The following is a 14,535-nucleotide window of genomic DNA, read 5'->3' as shown; positions in this document are numbered from 1 at the left end:
ACTCATCTAAGGAAGCTGCTTCCCATATTGGGTAGAAGTGTAAACCGATAGCGTTAGAGGAAGGAACAACTGCACCAGAGATGATGTTGTTTCCGTAGATTAATGAACCTGCAACGGGTTCACGGATGCCGTCGATGTCAACGGGAGGAGCAGCGATAAATGCGATGATGAAGCAAGTGGTTGCTGCTAACAGGGTGGGGATCATTAATACACCGAACCAGCCGATGTAAAGGCGGTTGTTGGTGCTGGTGATAAATTCACAGAAACGATCCCATACGTTGGCGCTTTGGCGCTGTTGAATGGTTGCGGTCATGTTTTTATGATTGCTCTGTTTATAATATCGGCGAGTTGTTTTTCTCACCTCTGCACAAATCATAAACTGTGTATTTAGTTTTGTAAAGAGAATCAAAATTAGTTTTGTTTATAACTTTTATAGATTTTTCTAATGTAGTGGCGTTGACAGAAATGATCATGGGACGGGCAAGATGCCTATCCCATAGGATTGGTAGATGATTGATAGGTGAAGATCAACCAGGAGGCCATGCCATAGGACGACCGCCTAAGATGTGTATGTGTAGGTGATAGACGGTTTGACCGCCATCGTTACCAGTGTTCATGACTACGCGATAACCGTTTTCTAGTCCTGCTTGGGCGGCGACTTTTTGGACTGTTAATAATAGATGTCCTAATAATGCTTGATCTTCCGGTTGGGCGGTAGCTATGTTAACTATGGGTTTTTTGGGAATGACAAGGATGTGAACTGGTGCTTGGGGGTTAACATCTGTAAAGGCTAAAGCCAAATCATCCTCATAAACGATGTTTGCGGGGATTTCCCGACGGATGATTTTACCGAAAATGGTATCTTTGGTTTCACTCATGCGGTTTTACCTAGTATATCTGTTAGAGATTTTAGGGGATAGTTGGGTGAGGTGGCGATCGCTTACCGTGGGTATCGCTTTTTTGCAGAGAAAAAGTTAAGCTGTTGTGTAATCAGTGCATCTATAGCTTTATTACCAAACCTGCGGATGTCAGTACCAAACGTTTAATTAGTCTCGCACCCAACAACTAGGTAAAATGGGTAACACAAATCCCGGATGTAGTTGCTAAAGAAATACTCAATTCTGAATTTCAGTGGATTAGTAGAGAAAGTGATGTACTTATCCGCGCTGAGAGTCAAGAATACAGAAAATTTCTGGTTCTTAATGAACTGCAATTGCGGTATAAACCAGAAATGCCTCGAAGAATGCGAGCTTATGCAGGACTAGCTGAGGAAAAATATCAATTACCCACCTATCCTGTACTCATTAACATTCTGAAAACAGGTAATGAAGAAATACCAACTCGATATCAGTCAAATATTGCTGGTTTGGAGGTGCGTCAAGATTACCGAGTAATTAATCTTTGGGAAGTAGATGTTAAAATTGCCTTAGAACAACCTTTACCTTCTCTACTGCCTTTTGTACCAATTCTCAAAGGTGGTGAAGATGAAACTATAATTCGGGAAGCATTGCGTTTATTAAAAGCCGATGAACAGTTAAATCAATTAGAAACAGTTCTGGCTTTTTTGCTACTTTTGTATTAGATAGTGCCTTAGTTCAAGAAATCATGAGGTGGGATATGGCTGTTTTACGTGAATCACCTTGGTATCAGGAAATATTGAAACAAGGGGAACAAAGAGGAGAAGAAAGAATCTCAAGTATTGAATTATCTTTAGAAGTGAAATTTGGCAATGAAGGATTAAAGTTTATGCCGAAAATATCAGAAATATCGGATTTTGAAACATTAAAAATAATTCAACGTTCAATTCTCACAGTTGAAAGTTTAGAGGAATTAAGACTGATCATGGAAAACTTGTAATCATAAATTACTCAAAAAGTGAATTGAGAATCAAGTAATGCGTAAAGAACAATAAAGATCAATATTGCTCAAATATTACCAGCTTGAAAAATCTGTTTAGCAGTCAAATTCAAATCTGGAAAAGTTGGTGATATTATCTTTTCATCATTTCTAAACTGCCTTACTTGATACTCACCATCAATCAATAAATGAATAGATATAGTAGGTTGTTTAGGACTACCTATATAACGAATACCTCCTAAAGCTAAATAATCAATAATCCAATATTCAGGAATGCCAATTTCTTCATAATCTCGTAATTTAGTTAAGTAGTCATCACGCCAATTAGTGCTGACAACCTCAATAATTAAGGGAATAGAAGCAGCTTGAGTTACAGTTGATTGTTTTTGCCAAAGAGGTTCATTGACTAAATTAGTCCGGTTTAATAATAGAATATCTGGTAAATAACCTGATTCGCTTTCAGGTGGTTTGACTAATGCTTGTTTAGGAATGGAATAAGGAAGATTTAATCTATCAAATTCTACAGTTATTTTTCTAGCTGTAAAACCTATGATATCTTCATGTAGTCCTGTTGGTTGTGACATTTCCACAATTACTCCATTATGCAGTTCATAGCGTTCTCCATCTGGTTTCCAATCTGCAAATTCTGCAAAGGTTACTGGTTTTTGTAAAACTTGAACCATGATTTATATACCTTAACTTCACCGTTATGGATGATTTAATTATACTTGATAGAAAATGAATTGTCCCAACTATCAACACCAGGGCATCACATCATCTAACCGCAGTTGCAGGGAGAGTAAAAGAGGCTTAACGGGTAAGGCGGTTAAACAGCTTGTTTCATAAGGGATAGAGCCTGAAAGCCCCGTTGAAAAAAGAGGCATTGAGAGGTATTTATGTGTTAAGTAACTTTATTTACTTATTTCGGAATATGTGTAAATGTTTATTTGTAATCAATGCAGCTAAATAAAGTATTTTCAGCATCTTCATGGATATCCATAGCTTGTATAATAAATTTTCTCAATTCCCAATAAAATCAGTATTTATATTGATGTATGCGGGGGGGTGAATGCTAACATACACTGAGAAAAAATCATCCACCAAAAGACATATTTTCTCAACCTAATATTTTTTTGTAACCAGGAAACTTAAACCATGATTCGTCGTTTTGCTTTAGCTTCCGCCATCTTAATCACTGCCGGTTCTGCCGCTCCAGCAATGGCAGGTACAGCAACAAGTGATATAAATGTCTCAGCTACTGTTATTAGTAACTGCAGTATTTCTACGACTCCACTTGCATTTGGCGATTATGATCCACTCGTTACTCATGCCACCACTCACTTAGATGCAACAGCAACTGTAACTACAACTTGCAGTAATGGTAGGGGAACGTATATTAGGTTAGGACAAGGCGCAAATGCTGCAACTGGGTCTACTAATGCCTCCCCAGGGCGTAGGCTTAAGAATTCTGGTAATGGATATATCAATTATAACATTTACCAGAATTCAGCACGCACTACAAATTGGGGAAATACTGTTGATACTAGTCCGAACGTTACTGGAACTGGTAGTGCACAAGTTACTACTATTTACGGTAGAATCCCAGCTGGACAAGCTGCTGATGCCACTACTTACTCTGATACTGTAGTAGCTACAGTCGAATGGTAATCCACAAGATACTACTACTATTTATGGTAGAATCCCATCTGGACAAACTGCTTTTGCCGGTTCATACTCTGATGCTGTAGTAGCTCAAATCAATTGTTAAGAGAATTTAATACTTAGATGCCCGAATTCTTGAAGAAGTCGGGTAACTGTAACAGCTACTGTTACTTACTAAGCCCTGATCATCCAAAAGACATCTGGTAAAAATTACACAAGCGATATCCGTAACCCACGACGCAAAATTTTGGTGCGTTACGTTTCTGTCCTAACGCACCCTGCAAATAAGGTTAATTCTCGTGTTTACCCTCAGTTCCCGCTTAAAATTACTGCTGTTTCCCAGCCTATTTCTGGGCTTATGTTTTAAAACATCCCAAGCCAACGCAAGTAATTATAACGTTAGTCCCATTAATGTTGTTCTTTCTCCCAGAGTTTCCACTGCTCTGCTGAAATTACGTAATCAGGATACCAGTGCTGCCAGCTTTCAATTCAAAGTATTCAAATGGGAACAAAATGCCCAAGGAGAAGACAAACTCACTCCTACTGAAGATATTATTCTGTTTCCATCTCTACTTTCCGTAGAATCCCAGGGAGAACGGCAAATTAGACTCGGTTCTAAAGTTCCCATTAATACTGTCGAAAAAACTTACCGATTGATTGTGGAAGAACTACCGACAAAAACCAGTCAACCCACCCAGAATGCCATCCAAGTCTTAACTAATTTAAGTATTCCTATTTTTCTACAACCGAGCCAAATCAACCAGTCAGGAAAAATGGGACAACTAGCAATCAAAAAAGGTAATTTATCTTTTGAGATTAATAATACTGGTAATGTCAATCTTCGTCCACAGCAAATAACAGTGCAAGGACTAAGTGCCACAGGGGAAAAAATCATTGAAACTGCTGTTAATAGTTGGTATATTTTAGCGGGTAATACTAAATCCTACAGTGTAGGATTACCACCCAAGGAAAAATGTAATGGGGTCAAGAAACTGGTAGTGGAAGTCAAAACTGCAAAAACCACCTTTAAAGAAACCCTAGATACTCCCCAGGGCGCTTGTGCTGCTGCTTACCCCCCTTAGTCCCCCTCACAGGGGTAGGTTTTTAATATGATTTGTGAAGGCAAGACCACCGAAGACAAGGAAGGCTTGTCCTGAGCGTAGTCGAAGGGATGGACTAGGAAGATTTTATACGGACAATGGTTTTTTGACGGACTATTTTTGTGACTAAGAATACAGACTTTGTACTGTTTTCCTCCCTTGTCACCTTGTCCACCTTGTCTTGCCCTCATGACAATGTAAAATACCTACCCTTGTAAGGGGTTAGGGTGGGGTTAATTTCAAAATGCTTACAAAGTCGCTCTCAGTTGCATCGTGTCCTGGTAATTTCCCGCCGGCACATTTTGCCCCGCCGGAATCTTAATATAAAGATTGACATTACTGGCTGAACCCGTACCAGTCAATGACAAAGCAGTGTTATCGGTGTTCCCCCAAATTATTGTCCTAGATTCATCTTGATATAATTCATACAATAGATAATTTCCGTCACCATCAGTCATGCGGCGCACGGGGTTAGTGTCTGTGGAGCCAGTAGAGGCATTTTGTCCTTGTCCCAGGGTAATTTTCCCAGTAATACCACTCGGTAAAGTGATAGCGATTGGTAATGTTACCATTGCCGGAGTAGACGGATCAATTACGTTTTCAACTGGTATTGGCACAGGATCAACAGGTGGGGTAATCGTGATACTAGGAACTACGGAAGCAGAAACATTCAAATTAGCATTTGCACTACCTGCCATTGCGGGAGCAGTGGAACTGGCTATAAGCAGCAAAACAGTTAATAAGGAAGGGCGCACTTTCATGGTTTGATGTCTGGTTTGATGTCTGGTTTGATGTCTGGTTTTATGTCTGGTTTGATGTCTGTAAATAATGGCTGGTGGTTGCTGTTGGTTTCGGGTTGGAGTTTTGTAGTCTGTTCTGAGGTTGCTGCACAAGAACAAAATGCAATTTTGGAACTGACAGTTAATCAGGTAGCTAAAGAAGCAATTTTTGTGATTTTACGCCCCAAGGATGTTCTTGTTAGTCTTCCTGATTTAGAAAAAGCCGGGTTAGAAAGTTTCGCTGGTAGTCGAGAAACTATTAATAATGAAATTTATGTTTCTCTGACTTCCTTAGCTCCCCAGGTCAGCTATATTTTTGATGAAAAAGCCTTAACTTTAAGTATAACAGCCCAACCAGAATTATTAAAGAGTAACTCATTTAATTTAGGTCGCCAGTCACCCCAAAATATTACTTATAGTCAAAACACTAGTATTTTCTTTAATTATGCTTTTAATTTACCTGTTGACGTTGAAAAATTCAACTTCAACAATTATACATTTTTTGGAGAATCAGGATTAAGCATTAATAAAAGTTTACTTTATAGCAGTTTTTCCCGCAAAACTGACGGTTCTTGGCTGCGAGGTTTAACAAATTTCACCTTAGACAATCCCCAAAAAATGACTAAATGGGTAATTGGTGATTCCTTTGTCAGTGCCGGCGATTTAGGGGGAGGAATGTTTATGGCTGGTGTAAGTAATTCACGGGATTTTGGACTAAATCCTAATGTCATTCAACAACCAACTTTTAGTTTATCTGGTGTAGCCTTAACACCTTCCAAAGTAGAGGTTTTTGTTAATGGACAAAGAGTAAATCAAACAGAAGTACCCCCCGGTCGCTTTCAATTTGATAATTTACTCCTACCCTCCGGTAGTGGTTCTACAAAAGTTGTAATTCGTGATGCTTTGGGTCGAGAACAGGTAATTACTTCACCTTTTTATTTTGCTCCAGGGTTACTAAAACCCGGTTTATCTGACTACAGTTTTAATTTAGGTTTACGGCGATTTAAACTAGACTCTGATAATTTTAATTATGGTTCTCCGGCTTTTCTCGGTCGCTATCGTCAGGGTATCACCAACTCCCTGACCCTGGGCGGGCGCTTGGAGGTTGCTAGTAATTTAATTAGTGGTGGTTCTAGTCTAACCACTAGCCTACCCTTTGGGGCTTTAGGACTATCCCTAGCCGTCAGTAGTGAATCAGGAATACCGGGGGCTGCGGCTGCCCTCACTTATAGCTATTCTGGTCGTAATATCGGTTTTGGTGGTTCGGTGCGGCTGTTGAGTGACCGATATGCTAATTTAAGTTTGACAGCATTAGATGACAGAGCCAAGTTAGAAAATAATGCTTTTATTTCTATATCTCCTACCCGTAATTTAAGCTTAGGTTTGCAGTATGCGTCCTCTGACTTCCGTGATAAAGGACACAGTAACCGCCTGGCTCTCACCAGTAGTTTGCGTCTTAATTCCAGTGCAGATTTATCTATCAATCTCAGCCAGTCTAACCAACCTACACAACCAACTACAAATGAACTATTTATCGGGTTCAATTATACTTTAGGTAATGCGAGGGCTAGTATTAATCGGCAAAATACCAATGGTAAAACTGCAATTAACTCAACTGTATCCGTACAGAAATCTCCACCGGCTGGTAATGGCTTGGGCTACCGTCTTCAGGTTAACCCCAACGGGGAAAAAATTCCCGGCAATGGTAGTATTCAGTATCGCGCTCCCTTTGGCGTTTATGAGTTAAACCTCAACCGCAATAATGGTAAAAATAGTGGTTCTGTTAATGTTTCTGGTAGTATTATCGGCATAGGAAATAGTGTTTTTCTTGCTCCTCCCGTTACCCAAAGCTTTGCACTGATAAAAGTTCCAGGGGTAAGGGGTGTGCGTGGTTACAGTAATAATCAGGAAGTTGGACGCACTGATTCTCAGGGTAATTTAATAATTACTAATCTGCGCCCTTATAATGGGAATAATTTGAAAATCCAAGATGAGGATATTCCTTTAAACTACAAAATTGATGCTAATGAAAAAGTAATTACTCCACCTTTTCGAGGTGGGGCGGTTGTGCGTTTTCCTGTGCAACTAATTCAAAGTATTGTTGGTACTTTGTCGGTAGAAACATCAGGAAAAACTGTAATTCCGTCCTATGGTCAGTTAAATATCACTGTGAATAATCAAATTATTAACTCACCTATTGGTAAGGAAGGAGATTTTTATTTAGACAGTGTTGCTCCGGGAAAATATGCAGCTAATGTGGACTATGAAGGTGGTATTTGTAATTTTGAGCTAACTATTCCCCAGTCTCAGGAACAAATAGTTAATTTAGGTAATTTAAAGTGTATCCTTCCTTAAAGGGTGTTTGAAAAGTTTTTAATAACATTTGTATTCAGTGATTTCACTCATTGTTAATTTACCTGAAAATCTGCTTTGATATAATTAGGGTTTATTCATATATGAACAATGCTGGCTAGAGTCTGGAGTGCATCTATTGTTGGTATCGACGCGGTGAAGGTGGGTGTGGAAGTGGATGTTTCTGGTGGTTTACCAGGAATTATCATTTTAGGTTTACCAGATTCCGCCATTCAAGAATCAAAAGAACGGGTAAAAGCAACATTGAAAAATGCGGGTTTTGCTTTTCCCCTGCGAAAGATTGTAATTAACCTCACTCCCGCAGATTTAAGGAAAGAAGGACCAGCTTTTGATTTACCAATTAGTGTGGGAATTTTAGCAGCTTCTGAACAAGTTAGCCCGGATTTATTAGGAGATTTTTTATTTTTAGGTGAAGTTTCTTTAGATGGTAGTTTGCGTCCGGTGGCTGGTGTTTTACCTATTGCTGCAACTGCTGAAAAAATGGGAATTTCTGGTTTAATTGTTCCTATGGAAAATACTCAAGAAGCTGCGGTAGTGGAAGGTTTAAATGTTTATGGATGTAGTAATATTTCTGATGTGGTTGATTTACTAAATAATCCGGGGAAATTCAAACCTGTTAAATTAAATGAAAACCCAAAGACATTAGCAGCGACATCTTTAAATTTAGCAGATTTACAAGATGTCAAAGGACAAGCTCATGCACGTCGAGCTTTAGAAATTGCTGCTGCTGGAGGACATAATTTAATTTTTGTCGGACCTCCGGGAAGTGGGAAAACAATGTTAGCAAGACGTTTACCAGGAATTTTACCACCTTTGGAATTTTCGGAATCTTTAGAAGTTACTCGGATTCATTCTGTAGCTGGTTTATTAAAAAATCGTGGTTCATTAGTACGAGAAAGACCTTTTCGCAGTCCTCATCATTCTGCATCTGGTCCGTCTTTAGTTGGTGGTGGTAGTTTTCCCCGTCCTGGTGAAATTTCTTTATCTCATCGGGGGATACTTTTTTTAGATGAATTAACAGAATTTAAAAGAGATGTTTTAGAGTTTTTACGACAACCCTTAGAAGATGGTTATGTGACGATTTCTCGTACTCGGCAATCTGTAGTTTTTCCGGCACAATTTACATTAGTTGCTTCTACAAATCCCTGTCCTTGTGGTTTTTATGGTGATACAATTCAACCTTGTACTTGTTCACCTAGACAAAGAGAGCAATATTGGGCAAAATTATCAGGACCTTTGATGGATAGAATTGATTTACAAGTAGCGGTAAATCGGTTAAAACCAGAAGAAATTACCCAAGGATCGACAGGAGAATCATCAAAAGCTGTGCGGGAAAGAGTGCAAAAAGCAAGGGATATTGCCACAAATCGTTTTCACTCAGAAAGTAACGTTAAATGTAATGCACAAATGCAAAGTCGTCATTTACAAACTTGGTGTAAATTAGATGATGCTAGTCGTAATTTATTAGAAACAGCAATTAGAAAATTAGGGTTATCTGCAAGAGCGAGCGATCGCATTCTCAAGGTATCACGCACCATTGCAGATTTAGCAGGAGATGAAAATTTAAAACCTCAGCACGTAGCAGAAGCAATTCAATATCGAACAATTGATAGAATGCAATAATTGGTGATTGGTGATTGGTGATTGGGTAATCAATTTTATGTTTCCCCATTATTACCTATTCCCTATTCCCTATTCTCACAAAAGTTTATAATGGATTGCTTTTTAAGGAGGAGTTAGGAGGACCGACTAAAGATAGAAATGTCGGTAAAACCGATGATCAATTTTATTTGTTTTGTTTTGATTACAAGTTAAACAAAGGGTTTGCAGGTTACTAATATCGTTTTTTCCCCCACGGGATAAAGGGATAATATGATCAATACTGAGGTTTGTTTCTAGGGAAGTTTTACCGCAGCTTTGACATTGATATTTATCTCTTTGATAAACATACTGTCTCACTTCTGGAGGTATGGGAATACGTGGGGTTTTGTTCATATTGATTGACTAAATTCTTGAAAATCTTTTTCTACTTGTTGGGCATAATTGCGGGCATATTCTATAATAGAGTTATTATAATTATGCCCTGATGTAGTTTGAGCAAATTCAATTAATTCATCAGCGATCGCAGAACCTTGTCTACCACTACTTCGTAATTGATCCCAAGCTGTAACTTCGGCCATTGTTTGGATTAATTTTTCTAAATGTCCTAAATTTCCATCCCAAGCTTGTAAATGGACTGTATCTTTTTCTGGTTGCAATTCTTTTAAAACATAAGATTTTTCACCATCATTGATATGTTCTAATAATGCAGGTGCAATACCTTGAAAACGATTTTGAATTGCAACAACTCTTGCACCTGGAGTTTCCCATTTTGGTTGCGAAACAGTCAGATAAGGTTGTAAAGAACTGGGTTGAGTTTCTTTAAAATCTAGCAAATAGTTCTCATCCGGTGAACCATTACCTTCTACTAGAACTATATAACGTTCTAATCCTAAACTCCCATTACCAGCAATGCGTTTTTCGACATCGAGAATTTCATAAAAATCAGGATTTTGTTCTGTGGTATGATGCCATTGTGTAATTAAGTTTTTAACTTTCTTTTGTTCTGCATCTGTAGCTTTTGCAATTCGTTTATCATCAACTACTAAAAGTCGTTTACCTTTCTTTTCTTTGGTGTATTTATCTAAAAATTTAGCCCGTTTTCTGTGTTCTAAACTGTCTAATAAGTCTTTAACTAAACCTTTTGCAGTTTCCTTTTCTACAGTTCTTGCTTTTCCATCAGCGAGATTTGCAGTGTAGGTTTTTAAATAAATCTCACTTAAATGTAATGCTTCTTCGTCATTTATTCCCACTGCATGAGAACCCACAATAATACTTGTGATAAATCTCACTAAATCCCAGGTACAAGGTGCAATAACTGATTCATCAAAATCATTAATATCAAAATAAACTAAACGGTTATCACCTTTATAACTACCGAAGTTTTCTAAATGTAAATCACCACATATCCAGGTAAGAGGTGCATTATTCAAAGATGATTCTTGAGGTAAATCTTCATAGAATAAATGACAAGTTCCCCGAAAGAAAGAAAATGAATCAGTAGAGATTTTTTTGTATTTTAATTTTAATAATTCTGGATCTCTTCCGTGGTTAAAAGTTTCAATGCGGGTTTTGATGTTGTTCATAGGTGGATGTTGTTTGAATGATAATTTACAGGATTTAACGAATTAAACCTGCCTTTTTAAATATATCATAAGGTGTAATTTGCAAACCTGATAATAATTCATTACTAATAATTTGCTGATTTCTATAAGTGACAGGTAGAGAAGATGAGGTAAAGACTGTGATAGTTTGCGAAACTGTATCTACTACCCAAACTAAAGAAATTCCAGCTTGTAAATAATAGGTAGCTTTTTCAATCATATCTCCAAAAGTTTGACCAGGAGAAATAATTTCAATTACTAATTCTGGTATCACTGGACAAGGTTCATCTTTTAACCAGTCAATAGGAAGACGCTCATAAGAAACATAAGTTAAATCTGGTACGGGTATCCAATCTTGTCGATTCTTGGTTAATTTGACACTCCATTCAATTACAACACGGCCTTTTTCTTGCGCCCATTTTGATAATAATATAAATAGCGATCCTGTAGTTGAACCGTGAAAAAATTTAGGTGACATTTGTTCATTTTTATATTTAGGTATAGCTTCACCGTTAACCAATTCATATATAGTATCACTTTCAGGAAGTGCGATAAATTCTTCGAGGGTGAGTTTATTTTTAAGTTGAATCATTTTTGGTCTGAATCAGGATGTCCAGGATTAAAGGATTTACAGGATGGGGTTGGATGCTTAGATTTGGGAATTTTTTGTATGTTTTATAACATGGAATAATTATAATAAATAATATTTTTAAATTTATTGTTTTTAACATAAATTAATTTTCTCAACATAATATAATGTCAATATCAGTATATAATTTATATCTTTTTATAACATCCAGAAAATACTTAAATCCTGGACATCCTGATTCAGACCAAAAATATCTATGGTGAACACAGAAAAAGCCACATTCACCACAAACAATTATACCTCTTTTTATAACATCCAGAAAATCCTCAAATCCTGGATATCCTGATTCAGACAATTAAACAAAATCTCAACCCAGCGATTAGAAATCGCGTCTACACAAACAAAGTCCACTTCGGTGGACTAATTTATTTATGATGTAGCTTCGTTTATTTTACGTCGTAAATCATCAAGGGGTGATTCAGGTTCTTTAATTTCTGGTTCATCAGGACAAAATTCTAGGGTAAATTTGACTCTAAACTTTCCAGACTCCCAATTTTTACCAGGTTTTAAAACTTTACAATCAACACCTTGCTCTATCCAATCTTTTTTATTTTTCGTAGATGGTAAAGTACGACTATTTATCTTATCTAACTTCTCATTTAATTGCTTTAATCCATCATTATCTAAAATCACTTTTGATATTGCTTGATCCAATTGACTGACTTTTAATATATGTCCATCAAAATCAATCACAATATCGCCATCTTCCAAATCAAACACTTCAAAATTATCTTCCATTTTCTTTCCTCCTCTGCGTTTTCTGCGTCTCTGCGTGAAAAAAATCTAAATTGTGGTGAACACAGAAAAACCCTGCATTCACCCAAAAAATTATACTACACCTCCTCACCCCCAATCACAGGTAACAGATGTTCATATAACTGCATAGCTTGTAAACAATTATTAATCCCCAAAACCGCAGAATTATAATTTTGAATTTTCTCCTCAATCTGATTTAACAAACGTTGATTATTAGCAATCTTTTCCTCAGCTTCTTGTTGCAAAGTCTTTTCTAAATAACTACGCGCTTGGGGATAAAGTTGTAAAATCTCATCAGCTTGTTTTTCCCCCATTGGTAACAACTGAGTTTTAATAGTTTGGTTGATAGTTTGACGGAAAGATTGACGAATAGTGTAAGAAACTTTCGGTTCAAAATCTAATTTCAACAATTGTCTAATTGCAGGTTGAGCTTCTATCACACTTTCTGGACCATAAGATTGAGAAGTTTGTTCTAACACTTGTCGAAATTGATAGATAGAAAAAGTTCCTTCATTGTAAAATCTAGGACTTTCTTTCACAAATCTATCACATTCCACCCTAGCAGCAGTTACCAAAGCTTGAGAAATCAATTTCTCTACCTCCTTAACTTGTAATTCAATTCCCCCATCATTACCCAACAAACGATACAATTGACGGTAATATTCTGATTTTCTAATCTTCTCCATTAACTGTTGGAATAAATTACCAATCACTTGTTCACAAGACTCAGTTAAAATATCCTCCAACTGATTTGATAAATAATAGAAAGCTTCCACCAAAATCGCTAATAAAGGTGCGGTTGCATTTCTGGGATGACTCAAAGTTGCACGACGATAAGCATCAGCGACGGAAAAGGTATCTAATAACTCATCTAAACGACGAATCATTTTTGATTGTAATTGTCGAAAATCATTTTCAAATTCCTCACAATGATTATTAATGATTTGATTGACTTCTTCATTGATATGTTGATTGAAATCTCTACCAACCTGTTGGAGTTGCTGATTTAATTTTTGCAACTCATATTCTTTCATACTTTCAATTTCTCGCGGTTGACTATCTAAATCTCGTTGGATATTTTGATAGTGTTTTTCTAGTTTGATGCAAATATCTCCTAAGTCATCCGCAAGATTTTTAAATAACTGAGGACGTTTTTCTTCTGTCAGATACCGGGTGATTGCATTGCGAAATTCTTCAATTCCGCTATCTTGAATCAATTGTTTAATTAACGGTGTTCCCTGTTCATTTAAAATTCTCACATAGTTTTGATTAGGAGTTTCAAAACTATTAACAGAAATTCTAAATTGACTAGGTGATAATTTACCAGCATTAGCACAATAACGATTAAATTCATTCACAAATTGGGGTGTGTCTTCTTTCCCATCTAAACCTTTGACACTTTCCGCAAAAATCGAATCTAACCCAAATCTATCTAGTTGACTGGTTTGTTTCAGAAGACTTCCATAAAAACCTAACAAACCACTGGTTTTATAAACTCTTTGACTCTCCCGAAATTGTCCATTAATTAAATCTTCTAATCTTTGTCGCAGTTGGTTATTGTACCAAGTTTCATCAATGCGGTTGAAAATATAAAAAACCCTGTCTCTAATACCTGCATTTTCCCGCATTGTTTCCAAAAGTTCTGTTTCTTCTTTTGTCATATCTCCTGCGGATGCAGGTTTGAGAACACAGACTACTGCGGATGTATCTGGATGTTGAATTTTTGCATAAGTTAATAGTGCATCTTTCGCTACTGGTGCATCAATTCCTGGTGTATCAATAATAATATTTCCATCTTCTAAAAGCGGATGATGACAATAATATTCAATCCGTTTTAAAACCGCGCTATTACTACCTCGTCTTGCATATCCCGCAGCTTCTTTGAGGTTAGAAAAGTTAAATTGTTCCATTGAATAAGTAGCATTATTCAAAGTCTTGATTCTCTCACGATTTGCTACATATCCATCCAATAATAAAGTTAATGCTTTAGCTAGTTTTGCACGTTCTGATTTACTTTCTCCCCCTTCTTTTTGAAAGATTTTCAAGAGAAAGTTACGAAACTTTTAGAAATTTCTAATATCACCGAATGGAATGGACAAACATTCAAGGCGCGTGAAGAAAATATTAGAGAAGCTGCATTAATATTAGCAGGGGAG

At 37.0% G+C, this 14,535-nt stretch carries 13 protein-coding genes and 2 pseudogenes; 6 read left to right on the top strand and 9 right to left on the bottom strand.

Annotated features, from left to right (window positions below):
* Both FFR48_RS17815 and FFR48_RS17810 read right to left on the bottom strand, forming a co-directional pair.
* Positions 1-313: pseudogene (locus FFR48_RS17815) on the bottom strand (photosystem II q(b) protein); the annotation flags it as partial.
* A 214-nt stretch (positions 314-527) separates the two neighbouring features.
* Positions 528-878, bottom strand: coding sequence for a histidine triad nucleotide-binding protein (locus FFR48_RS17810; protein ID WP_096567417.1), 351 nt, complete (start codon positions 876-878; stop codon positions 528-530).
* A 131-nt stretch (positions 879-1,009) separates the two neighbouring features.
* Here FFR48_RS17810 and FFR48_RS17805 point away from each other — a divergent pair.
* Positions 1,010-1,857: pseudogene (locus FFR48_RS17805) on the top strand (Rpn family recombination-promoting nuclease/putative transposase).
* Positions 1,858-1,925: 68 nt separating this feature from the next.
* Here the strand turns inward: FFR48_RS17805 and FFR48_RS17800 are convergent.
* Complete coding sequence (locus FFR48_RS17800; RefSeq protein WP_096567419.1) at positions 1,926-2,540, bottom strand: Uma2 family endonuclease; 615 nt, start codon at positions 2,538-2,540, stop codon at positions 1,926-1,928.
* Positions 2,541-3,012: 472 nt separating this feature from the next.
* Here FFR48_RS17800 and FFR48_RS17795 point away from each other — a divergent pair, with 472 nt between their 5' ends.
* From FFR48_RS17795 to FFR48_RS17785, 3 genes are all read left to right on the top strand, one after another.
* Positions 3,013-3,525 carry a Csu type fimbrial protein gene (locus FFR48_RS17795; RefSeq protein ID WP_137668294.1) on the top strand — a complete coding sequence of 171 codons (513 nt, stop codon included), beginning with the start codon at positions 3,013-3,015 and terminating at the stop codon, positions 3,523-3,525.
* Between the two features lie 19 nt (positions 3,526-3,544).
* Positions 3,545-3,625, top strand: a complete 81-nt coding sequence (locus tag FFR48_RS30600) for a hypothetical protein (RefSeq protein WP_096572645.1) — start codon at positions 3,545-3,547, stop codon at positions 3,623-3,625.
* 193 nt (positions 3,626-3,818) lie between these two features.
* A complete protein-coding gene (locus FFR48_RS17785) occupies positions 3,819-4,601 on the top strand; it encodes a fimbrial biogenesis chaperone (protein WP_236104102.1) in 783 nt (260 codons plus the stop codon).
* Positions 4,602-4,867: 266 nt separating this feature from the next.
* On the opposite strand, the gene FFR48_RS17780 is transcribed toward FFR48_RS17785, so the two are convergent.
* Positions 4,868-5,380, bottom strand: coding sequence for a Csu type fimbrial protein (locus FFR48_RS17780; protein WP_137668293.1), 513 nt, complete (start codon positions 5,378-5,380; stop codon positions 4,868-4,870).
* Between the two features lie 6 nt (positions 5,381-5,386).
* Here FFR48_RS17780 and FFR48_RS17775 point away from each other — a divergent pair, with 6 nt between their 5' ends.
* Positions 5,387-7,753, top strand: a complete 2,367-nt coding sequence (locus tag FFR48_RS17775) for a fimbria/pilus outer membrane usher protein (RefSeq protein WP_236104103.1) — start codon at positions 5,387-5,389, stop codon at positions 7,751-7,753.
* 108 nt (positions 7,754-7,861) lie between these two features.
* A complete protein-coding gene (locus FFR48_RS17770) occupies positions 7,862-9,394 on the top strand; it encodes a YifB family Mg chelatase-like AAA ATPase (RefSeq protein ID WP_137668292.1) in 1,533 nt (510 codons plus the stop codon).
* 126 nt (positions 9,395-9,520) lie between these two features.
* Here the strand turns inward: FFR48_RS17770 and FFR48_RS17765 are convergent, their stop codons facing one another.
* From FFR48_RS17765 to FFR48_RS17745, 5 genes are all read right to left on the bottom strand, one after another.
* Entirely contained in the window at positions 9,521-9,766 is a 246-nt protein-coding gene (locus FFR48_RS17765; RefSeq protein ID WP_137668291.1) for an HNH endonuclease, read from the bottom strand.
* Positions 9,763-10,956, bottom strand: coding sequence for a DUF2252 domain-containing protein (locus FFR48_RS17760; protein ID WP_137668290.1), 1,194 nt, complete (start codon positions 10,954-10,956; stop codon positions 9,763-9,765). The genes FFR48_RS17765 and FFR48_RS17760 overlap by 4 nt, the downstream gene beginning before the upstream one ends.
* Before the next feature lie 34 nt (positions 10,957-10,990).
* Complete coding sequence (locus FFR48_RS17755; protein WP_137668289.1) at positions 10,991-11,566, bottom strand: Uma2 family endonuclease; 576 nt, start codon at positions 11,564-11,566, stop codon at positions 10,991-10,993.
* A gap of 426 nt (positions 11,567-11,992) precedes the next feature.
* A complete protein-coding gene (locus FFR48_RS17750; RefSeq protein ID WP_137668288.1) occupies positions 11,993-12,361 on the bottom strand; it encodes a KGK domain-containing protein in 369 nt (122 codons plus the stop codon).
* Between the two features lie 95 nt (positions 12,362-12,456).
* Complete coding sequence (locus tag FFR48_RS17745) at positions 12,457-14,424, bottom strand: dynamin family protein (protein WP_236104101.1); 1,968 nt, start codon at positions 14,422-14,424, stop codon at positions 12,457-12,459.
* Positions 14,425-14,535: the final 111 nt, after the last annotated feature.

The organism is Sphaerospermopsis reniformis (genome assembly GCF_005402885.1).
GTDB lineage: Bacteria > Cyanobacteriota > Cyanobacteriia > Cyanobacteriales > Nostocaceae > Sphaerospermopsis > Sphaerospermopsis kisseleviana.
The sequence above is the reverse complement of the archived record's forward strand: the minus strand, read 5'-3'. Positions and strand labels throughout refer to the sequence as shown.

Bases quoted from the DNA above. Each gene is read 5' to 3' on its own strand.
- FFR48_RS17810 (WP_096567417.1), bottom strand. From the start codon at position 878: ATGAGTGAAACCAAAGATACCATTTTCGGTAAAATCATCCGTCGGGAA.
- FFR48_RS17800 (WP_096567419.1), bottom strand. From the start codon at position 2,540: ATGGTTCAAGTTTTACAAAAACCAGTAACCTTTGCAGAATTTGCAGAT.
- FFR48_RS17795 (WP_137668294.1), top strand. From the start codon at position 3,013: ATGATTCGTCGTTTTGCTTTAGCTTCCGCCATCTTAATCACTGCCGGT.
- FFR48_RS17780 (WP_137668293.1), bottom strand. From the start codon at position 5,380: ATGAAAGTGCGCCCTTCCTTATTAACTGTTTTGCTGCTTATAGCCAGT.
- FFR48_RS17775 (WP_236104103.1), top strand. From the start codon at position 5,387: ATGTCTGGTTTGATGTCTGGTTTGATGTCTGGTTTTATGTCTGGTTTG.
- FFR48_RS17770 (WP_137668292.1), top strand. From the start codon at position 7,862: ATGCTGGCTAGAGTCTGGAGTGCATCTATTGTTGGTATCGACGCGGTG.
- FFR48_RS17765 (WP_137668291.1), bottom strand. From the start codon at position 9,766: ATGAACAAAACCCCACGTATTCCCATACCTCCAGAAGTGAGACAGTAT.
- FFR48_RS17760 (WP_137668290.1), bottom strand. From the start codon at position 10,956: ATGAACAACATCAAAACCCGCATTGAAACTTTTAACCACGGAAGAGAT.
- FFR48_RS17755 (WP_137668289.1), bottom strand. From the start codon at position 11,566: ATGATTCAACTTAAAAATAAACTCACCCTCGAAGAATTTATCGCACTT.
- FFR48_RS17750 (WP_137668288.1), bottom strand. From the start codon at position 12,361: ATGGAAGATAATTTTGAAGTGTTTGATTTGGAAGATGGCGATATTGTG.